The following is a 7754-nucleotide window of genomic DNA, read 5'->3' on the forward strand; positions in this document are numbered from 1 at the left end:
GTGTGCGGGTCCGTCCCGGCCGCGGCCGGCCGCGGCCGGGACGGACCCGCACACACCGCCGTCCGCGTGCGACCCGCAGCCCCCGCCCTCGGCGTGCGATCCGCGGGCCCCGCCGTCCGCGTGCGACCCGCACGAGCCGCCTGCGTGCGACCCGCACCCGCCCCGCGCGGCCGCCCGGTGCTCCGGCAGGGTCACCTCGCCGGCGCCCTCCACCTCGAACCCGGCGTCCGCGATCATCTCCAGGTCGGCATGGCCCGCCTGTCCCTCGCTGGTGAGGTAGTCGCCGAGGAAGATGGAGTTGGCCAGGTTCAGGGCGAGCGGCTGCATCGTGCGCAGGTGGACCTCGCGCCCGCCCGCGATGCGCACCTCGACGTCCGGGCAGACGAAGCGCGTCATCGCCAGGATGCGCAGGCACCGCTGCGGGGTGAGGTGCCACTCCTTGGCCAGCGGCGTGCCCTCCATCGGGATCAGGAAGTTGACCGGCACCGAGTCCGGGTCCAGCTCACGCAGCGAGAAGACCACGTCGACCAGGTCCTCGTCGCTCTCGCCCATTCCCGCGATCAGACCGGAGCAGGCGGACAGCCCGGCCGCGTGCGCCTTGTTCACCGTGTCCACCCGGTCGGCGTACGTGTGCGTGGTCGTGATGTCCCCGTACGTCGCCTCGGACGTGTTGAGGTTGTGGTTGTAGGCGTCGGCGCCCGCCTCGCGCAGCCGCTCCGCCTGGCCGTCGGACAGCAGGCCCAGGCAGGCGCAGACCTCGACGGCCTCGTTCTGCTCCTTGATGGCCTTGATGGTGTCCGAGACCCGGTCCACGTCCCGGTCGGTCGGACCGCGTCCGCTGGCCACCAGGCACACCCGCTTGGCGCCCCCGGCCACGCCGGCGGCGGCGGCCTGGGAGGCCTGGTCGGGCTTGAGCCAGGTGTACTTGAGGATCTCGGCCTTGGAGCCGAGCCGCTGCGAGCAGTAGGAGCAGTCCTCGGGGCACAGGCCCGACTTGAGGTTGACGAGGTAGTTGAGTTTCACCCGTCGGCCGAACCAGTGGCGGCGCACCTTGCCGGCCGCGGCCACCACATCGAGCAGGTCGTCGTCGGAAGTGGCGAGGACGGCGAGAGCCTCCTCGCGGGTCGGCGACTCGCGCCGAAGCCCCTTGTCCACCAGCGTGTTCAGCAGGTCCATGAGAGCCGATCCTGTCCTACGGGGCCGCCCGGGGCCAAGGAGAGTTTGCACAACACTGACAGATCACCGTGTGGGTATTGCCACACCTCGCGGGGGCCGCCGTGCCGCTAATGTCTGTCCACTGCCTACAAAACGACGGAGGACCGACCCATGGCGTTCGGCTGGATCGACGAGCAGGCCCGGGCGCGGCGCCGGGCCGGGCTCGTACGGATTCTGCGCCCGCGTCCGGCCGACTCGCCGCTGCTGGACCTGGCGAGCAACGACTACCTCGGCCTGGCCCGGCACCCGGAGGTCACCGAGGGAGCGGTCCGGGCCGCTCGCACCTGGGGCGGCGGTGCGACCGGCTCCCGGCTCGTGACCGGCTCGACCGAACTCCACGCCGAGCTGGAACACGAACTGGCCGCCTACTGCGGATTCGAGGCCGCGCTCGTCTTCTCCTCCGGCTACGCGGCCAACCTCGCCGCGGTCACCGCGCTGGCGCCGCACGGCTCCCTCGTCGTCTCCGACGCGGGCAACCACGCCTCGCTGATCGACGGCTGCCGGCTCGCGCGCGGAACGACCCAGGTCGTGGCGCACGCCGACCCGGACGCCGTACGCAAGGCACTGGCGACGCACGACGGACCCGCCGTCACCGTCTCCGACACGGTCTTCTCGGTCGACGGCGACGCCGCGCCGCTGGCCGGGATCGCCGAGGCGTGCCGGGAGCACGGTGCCGGGCTGGTCGTCGACGACGCCCACGGCCTCGGGGTCCTCGGCGACGGCGGCCGGGGCGCCCCGCACGCGGCGGGACTCGCGGGCGCCGACGACGTCGTCGTGACGGTGACGCTGTCCAAGTCGCTCGGCAGTCAGGGCGGCGCCGTGCTCGGCCCCGCCCGGGTGATCGACCACCTGGTCAACGCGGCCCGGACGTTCATCTTCGACACCGGCCTCGCCCCCGCGGCGGCGGGCGCGGCGCTGGCGGCGCTCACCCTGCTGCGCCGAGAGCCCGAGCGGGCGGCGCGGGCACGCGAGGTGGCGGCGGAACTGCACGCACGCCTGACCGCCCTCGGGCTGTCGGCGGTACGTCCGGACGCCGCGGTGGTCTCGGTGCGCGCTCCCTCCCCGGAGGGGGCCGTACGGTGGGCGGCCGACTGCCGTGCGGCCGGCCTGTCCGTGGGCTGCTTCCGCCCTCCTTCCGTGCCCGACGGCGTCTCACGGCTCAGGCTGACCGCTCGTGCGGACCTCTCCGGGGAACAGATCGAACGCGCTGTACGGGTGATCGGCGAAACGCGACCATGAGTCGGCGTGACACGGCCGTGCTCCGCCCGGTGCCCAACCGGGTCAGCCGCGGTGGACGGCGGCCGTGAACCTCGCCCAGCTCTCGGGGGAGAAGAGCAGCGCGGGCCCGGCCGGGACCTTGGAGTCCCGCACGGCGAGCAGTCCGGCCCAGGGGCCGGCCGGCGGCCGGGCCGTCTCCACGCAGTTGTTCGCTCCGGTGCTGTAGCTGCTGCGCAGCCACCGCACGTCGTGCAGATCGGTGCCGGCAGGGATGCTCCGACAGGGTGCGGACGATGAGCCTGACATGGTGCCTCCTTACGCGCCTGCCGCGGTCGCGGCGATGAAGTCCAACGAGTCCTCGGGCGAAAGGGCATGGATCAGAAGGGCGTTGAAGGCCTCGGTATAGGCCTCTAGGTCTTCTTTCCGTTCGAGATGCAGGCTACTCGTCAAGTGGTCGAGAACAACCACGTCCAGATCAGAAGTGCTCGAAAAAGAGAAGATTACGAAAGGGCCGGTGACACCGATGTGCGCCCCGGCGGCAAACGGCAGTACCTGGAGCCGGACATGGGGGAGACGCGCGGCCTCGACCAGGCGCGCCAGCTGACGGGACATGACACCTGGGCCGCCCACCTCCCGGCGCAGCACCGCCTCGTCCAGGACCGCGCTCAGCAGAAGCGGCGGCTGCGCCCGCAGTACGTCCTGCCGGGCCAGCCGGACCTCCACCAGCGTGTCCAGCCGCTCCTCCGGCAGCCCGTCCGCCGCGGCGCGCGTCACCGCGCGGGCGTACTCCGGCGTCTGCAGCAGCCCGGGGACCACCGTGGTCTCCAGCGTGCGCATGGCGCTGGCCTGGGACTCCAGGCTGATGAAGTCGCGGTAGGTCGGGGGCAGTACCCCGCGATAGGCGTGCCACCAGTGGTTCCGGCCGCCCGCGTCGTCGGAGCCCGCCAGCATCACCAGCAACTCCCGCAACTGGTCGTCGTCCACGCCGTAGGCGTCCAGCAGTAACCGCACGTCGGCCGGTTTCGCCCCGCTCGTCCCGGTCTCTATCCGGCTGACCTTCGACTGGTGCCAGCCCACCAGCCGGGCCGCCTCGCCGCTGGTGATACCCGCCGACGTGCGCAGGGCGCGCAGTTCCGCGCCCAGCTTCCGGCGGCGCACCACGGGACCGTGCTGCATGGGCCACTCCCTTACTCCTTATGGGCCGCCCAAATACGCTCTGCCGTCGCAGAGTTCACCGCTTTGAGCGACAGATATATGCAGATCTTGGCGGATCGCCGCCCTGCACCGGCCTGGTGATGGCAGTCTGGCGGCGAAGCACCAGTCCGGGACCGTACTCGAACCATCCGCTCCGTGTCCGGCTGCGGTCCCGTGGGAAAGGGACGACGTCGCCATGGCAGACCATCTGGAAGCATCCGTTACTCTGCCGAGCGATCCCGCCTCGGTGGCCGCCGCGCGTACCTATGTGGTCGGCACACTGGCGGAGTGGGGCCTGCCGCCGGACACCGACGTGTCCGAAACCGTCCGGCTCATCGTCTCGGAGCTGACGACCAACGCGGTCCAGCACACGTTCGGACAGTCACCCACCTTCACCGTGGACCTCGTGCTCGACCGTGACGAGCGGCTGCGCATCGGTGTCACCGACAGCCATCCGCGGTTTCCCAAGCGCCTGCCCGCCGCCGTCCAGCAGGACAACGGCCGCGGCATGGTGATCATCCGCTGGCTGACGGCGGAGTGCGGCGGCAAGTTGAGAGTGCGGCCCACGCGCGAAGGCGGCAAGACCGTCTCCATCGAACTGCCCTGGGCGCCGCCGGGCGGTCCGGTGCCCGCCGAACCGGCCACGGTCGTCGGGCAGGCCGTGGGAAGCCAGGAGCCGCAGCGGTGAGTCGCCGACGGCCCCTGGCACGCCGCAGGCGCATACCGCGCACCCGAGGGGGTGACGGCGGGTCAGGACGCCGTCACCCCCTCGGGCGGGCTACTTGACCCGGCCGTACCAGACGCTGCCGGTCCAGATCTTCTGCAGACGCACCACGTCCCCGGTCTTCGGGGCGTGCCAGATCTTGCCCTTCCCGGCGTAGATGCCGACGTGGTAGATGCTGCGGCCCGAGTGGAAGAACACCAGGTCCCCGGTCTTGCGGCTCTTGGCGGAGATGTGGCGGGTCTTGTTGTACTGCTGGGCGGCGGTGCGCGGCAGCTTCTTGCCGGCCTTCTTGAACGAGTACAGCGTCAGCCCCGAGCAGTCGAACCTGCTTGGTCCGACGGCGCCCCATTTGTATGGCGCGCCCTTCTTGGAGGCAGCGATCTTGAGGGCCTTCGTCGCATGGCTCGCCGCGGCCGCCTCGGAGGCGACGCCGGGGACCACTACGGAACCGCCCAGGGCGGCGAGGGTGAGGGCCGAGGCCGTACCGGCACGGGCCATCAGCGACGGGACACGATTGAGCGCGGACATGCGCAACCCTTCGTCAGCCGCCTGTGAAGGATGACCTGTCGGATTCGGGCTGGCGAAGTTGCCCGGCCGCACGAGTGCGGCTTCACCCCAAGGGCTGCTCGGCCCGGCGCGTCTCCCGCGGAGACGACCGTTCCGGCGACCCGTCGTGCTCGGGTCCTCCACTCCTGCCGATCCACTCCTGTCGACCGGTCGTCCGGGCGGCGGCAGGACTCGGCGTCCGCCCGGACCGCCCCGCCGCTGCGGCGGGGGCTTGTCGTCAGTCACGGATCTTGTCTCGCCCCATGGGAAAATCCCAACGGAACGTGCCCTTTGTGTTGTTACTCACCACTCACCCGTTCGGGTGGACACCTCTGTGTTCGACCGGCCGGTGCGTGTGGTGACGACCCCGGGACCAGCGACGCAGTGGCTCGTTACGCTGTCCGGGCACGCGGGCAGCGCAAGCTCGGCCGGTCGGAAATCGGAGGTTTCCCTACGCCGAAAGGCGGTAAGCCGTTTGGTTCGTTTCAACTCCGGTTGCGTCAACGGCCGGAACGGGGCGGAAGGCCGACTCGCGCCGTCCGCCGTTCACCGTCGAGCACGCGCAGCGCCCGGGCCAGGGTGGTGGCGTGCAGCTCGGTCTCGCGCCGCCGGTGCATCAGCGCCAGCGCGTCGCGCAGGGCGGCAGCCTCGCCGACCAGCGCCTGGGCGGCCCGCAGCCCGCGATAGGTGTCGCCCTCCCGCGCGGGATTGATGCGCCCGAGCAGGTCGACCACGTCCAGGTACCGGTCGATCAGCTCGGCCTCGGCGCGGGTCAGGGCGGGCAGGGGCGGCAGTTCCGGTGGCGGCATCGCCGGATCACCTCGCGCCGGGCGCCGCGGACGCGACCCTGCGGCTGGGCGTCACTCGGTCCACCAGGCCGTATTCCAGGGCCTGCTGCGCGTCCAGGACGACGTCCCGCTCGATGTCCGCGCTCACCTGCTCGGGACTGCGGCCCGTGTGCCGTACGAGGATCTCCTCCAGACGGGCGCGGACGCGGATCAGCTCGTCGGCCTGGATGGCCAGGTCGCTCGCCTGCCCCTCCACCGGCTCGGCGAGCGCGGGCTGACGGATGACCACCCGTGCGCCCGGCAGGACGGCGCGTTTGCCGGGCGTGCCCGCCGCCAGCAGTACCGCGGCGGACGCTCCCGCCTGCCCGAGGCAGGTCGTCTCCACGTCGCAGGCGACGTGGCGCATGGTGTCGTAGATCGCCGTCATCGCGGTGAAGGAGCCGCCGGGCGAGTTGATGTAGAGCGCGATGTCCCGGTCCGGGGCCTGGTGTTCGAGATACATGAACTGCGCCATCACGTCGTTCGCGGAGGTCTCGTCGACGGGTGTCCCGAGGAAGACGATCCGCTCCTCCAGCAGCTTCGAGTACGGGTCCGTCGTCCTGCTCCCGGCACTCGTGCGCTCGGTGAACTCGGGCAGGACGTGACGGGCGGACGGTCGGGTCATGGCGAACCCCTCCTCGCGGCAGAACCGTGTTCGGCTGCACTGCCTTCCGTAAAAAATGTACAGGACGTACGCTACGAGGGGAGGGGGTCGCGGGAATCGCGCGTTCGACGGCAGCGGAAGCGAGCCGTAGGGGGATCGTGGGGTGCCCGCGTTCATCCCCCGTTCGGCGGCTCGTGCAGGCCGAAGGAGGAGCCCTGGTCGTCCCGGCACAGCGCGAAACGGCCGAACCGGGCCACCGACTCCGCGTCCTCCTCGCCCTCCTCTCCGAGGTCCTGGACCGAGCCGCCCAGTTGCCGCACCCTGGCCACGGCGGAGTCCAGGTCGTCGACCCGGAAGAAGACGTACGGGGAGGCGCCCGCGTCACCGCCGTGCAGGCCGCCCGGCACACCGCCGGTGCCGATGGAGAACCCACGCCCCGTGGGGCCGGCTTCGAGAGCCCAGTCGAACAGGCTGCCGTAGAAGGCACGTCCCCGCTCGAGATCGGCCACGCCGAGTTCGAAGAAGGACGGTTCGCCTGCCATGCGGTACCTCCAGGGGCGCCGGTGGGCTGTGCTTGCCCTCGTCTCCATCGTCCTCCCCGCCGCACGGCGGCGCAGCCGGTCGTCGTGAGGTGAACCGTAAGCTGGGGGCATGGCCTACGAGATTCCGGTGACGCAAGCCAGGGCTGAGCTCGCCGACCTGATCAACCGGGTGGTGTACGGCGGTGAGCGCGTCGTCGTGACGCGCCACGGCAAGCCTCTCGTCGCCCTCGTCTCCGCCGCCGACCTCGAGCGTCTGGAGGCGCTCCAGGAAGCGCCGGAGGACCAGGTGATCACCTCGGTCACCGGAGTCCGGGACACCGCCGCCTCCGCGCCCCGCGAGCCGCACCGCTTCGGCATCGCGGCGGAACACCGGGGGCCGAACCCGACGTAGGGGGCGTCGTCTGGATCTCGCCGGGGCCGGGTCGGTCGCGGGGCACCGTTGCCCGGAGCCGGCCGTACCGCTCCGATCGCTCTTGCCCCGCCGGACTCGCTCAGGCGGCCGCCGCCGGCGCCGGAGCCCGGTCGGGTGCCGGCGCGTCGCCCTGCGTGCGCTGTCGCAGAGCGCCGCCGAGCAGTACCGCGCCCAGGCCCAGTGCGGCCCACCACACGAGCGTCAGTGCGGGGCCGGTGGCGGCGGCGCCGTCGAAGAAGGACACCGAGCGCAGCAGTGAGGCTCCCGCGCCCGGCGGAAGCCACTGGCCGATCGCGCCGGCCGGCTGGGGCAGCATCTCCGGTGCCGAGGACGCTCCGGAGAAGGGATTGCCGAGCAGCATCATCACGGCACCGCCCAGCCCGAGACCGGCACGTCCGAGGAGCGCCCCGAGCCCGGCGATGCCCGCGCCGACGGCCAGGGTCGACAGCCCGAACACGCCGGCCACGGCCCA

General features: G+C 71.8%; 10 protein-coding genes, 1 pseudogene and 1 riboswitch. Of the genes and pseudogenes, 3 read left to right on the forward strand and 8 right to left on the reverse strand.

All coding sequences use genetic code 11. The features are described 5' to 3' along the window. Positions 1-1176 (reverse strand): biotin synthase BioB (bioB, locus tag EBH09_RS31745; RefSeq protein WP_121750300.1); only part of this gene is annotated, 1176 nt, incomplete at its 3' end. Positions 1177-1326: 150 nt separating this feature from the next. Between bioB and EBH09_RS31750 the strand changes: the two genes are divergently transcribed. Next, positions 1327-2454: an 8-amino-7-oxononanoate synthase gene (locus EBH09_RS31750; RefSeq protein WP_121750301.1), complete on the forward strand. Its 1128-nt coding sequence runs from the start codon at positions 1327-1329 to the stop codon at positions 2452-2454. A 42-nt stretch (positions 2455-2496) separates the two neighbouring features. Here EBH09_RS31750 and EBH09_RS31755 read toward each other — a convergent pair whose 3' ends face one another. Beyond that, entirely contained in the window at positions 2497-2739 is a 243-nt protein-coding gene (locus EBH09_RS31755; RefSeq protein WP_121750302.1) for a DUF397 domain-containing protein, read from the reverse strand. 9 nt (positions 2740-2748) lie between these two features. Then, positions 2749-3609 (reverse strand): helix-turn-helix transcriptional regulator, encoded by an 861-nt coding sequence (locus tag EBH09_RS31760; protein WP_121750303.1) that lies wholly within the window; start codon positions 3607-3609, stop codon positions 2749-2751. Positions 3610-3823: 214 nt separating this feature from the next. Between EBH09_RS31760 and EBH09_RS31765 the strand changes: the two genes are divergently transcribed. Further along, entirely contained in the window at positions 3824-4315 is a 492-nt protein-coding gene (locus EBH09_RS31765) for an ATP-binding protein (RefSeq protein ID WP_193776638.1), read from the forward strand. Positions 4316-4405: 90 nt separating this feature from the next. Here the strand turns inward: EBH09_RS31765 and EBH09_RS31770 are convergent, their stop codons facing one another. The 4 genes from EBH09_RS31770 to EBH09_RS31785 form a co-directional block, all read right to left on the reverse strand. Beyond that, positions 4406-4879: a C40 family peptidase gene (locus EBH09_RS31770; protein WP_121750304.1), complete on the reverse strand. Its 474-nt coding sequence runs from the start codon at positions 4877-4879 to the stop codon at positions 4406-4408. 3 nt (positions 4880-4882) lie between these two features. After that, positions 4883-5027, reverse strand: a riboswitch (cyclic di-AMP (ydaO/yuaA leader). A 370-nt stretch (positions 5028-5397) separates the two neighbouring features. Then, positions 5398-5706 (reverse strand): hypothetical protein, encoded by a 309-nt coding sequence (locus tag EBH09_RS31775; protein WP_121750305.1) that lies wholly within the window; start codon positions 5704-5706, stop codon positions 5398-5400. Between the two features lie 7 nt (positions 5707-5713). Then, positions 5714-6349, reverse strand: coding sequence for an ATP-dependent Clp protease proteolytic subunit (locus tag EBH09_RS31780; RefSeq protein WP_121750306.1), 636 nt, complete (start codon positions 6347-6349; stop codon positions 5714-5716). A gap of 152 nt (positions 6350-6501) precedes the next feature. Beyond that, positions 6502-6870 (reverse strand): VOC family protein, encoded by a 369-nt coding sequence (locus tag EBH09_RS31785; RefSeq protein WP_121750307.1) that lies wholly within the window; start codon positions 6868-6870, stop codon positions 6502-6504. A 109-nt stretch (positions 6871-6979) separates the two neighbouring features. On the opposite strand from EBH09_RS31785, the gene EBH09_RS31790 reads away from it, so the two are divergent. Further along, a complete protein-coding gene (locus EBH09_RS31790; protein WP_121750308.1) occupies positions 6980-7261 on the forward strand; it encodes a type II toxin-antitoxin system Phd/YefM family antitoxin in 282 nt (93 codons plus the stop codon). A gap of 100 nt (positions 7262-7361) precedes the next feature. Here EBH09_RS31790 and EBH09_RS31795 read toward each other — a convergent pair. Next, a pseudogene (locus tag EBH09_RS31795) lies at positions 7362-7754 on the reverse strand (ABC transporter permease); the annotation flags it as partial.

It is taken from the genome of Streptomyces sp. E2N166 (assembly GCF_003671715.1).
GTDB classification, from domain to species: Bacteria; Actinomycetota; Actinomycetes; order Streptomycetales; family Streptomycetaceae; genus Streptomyces; species Streptomyces thinghirensis.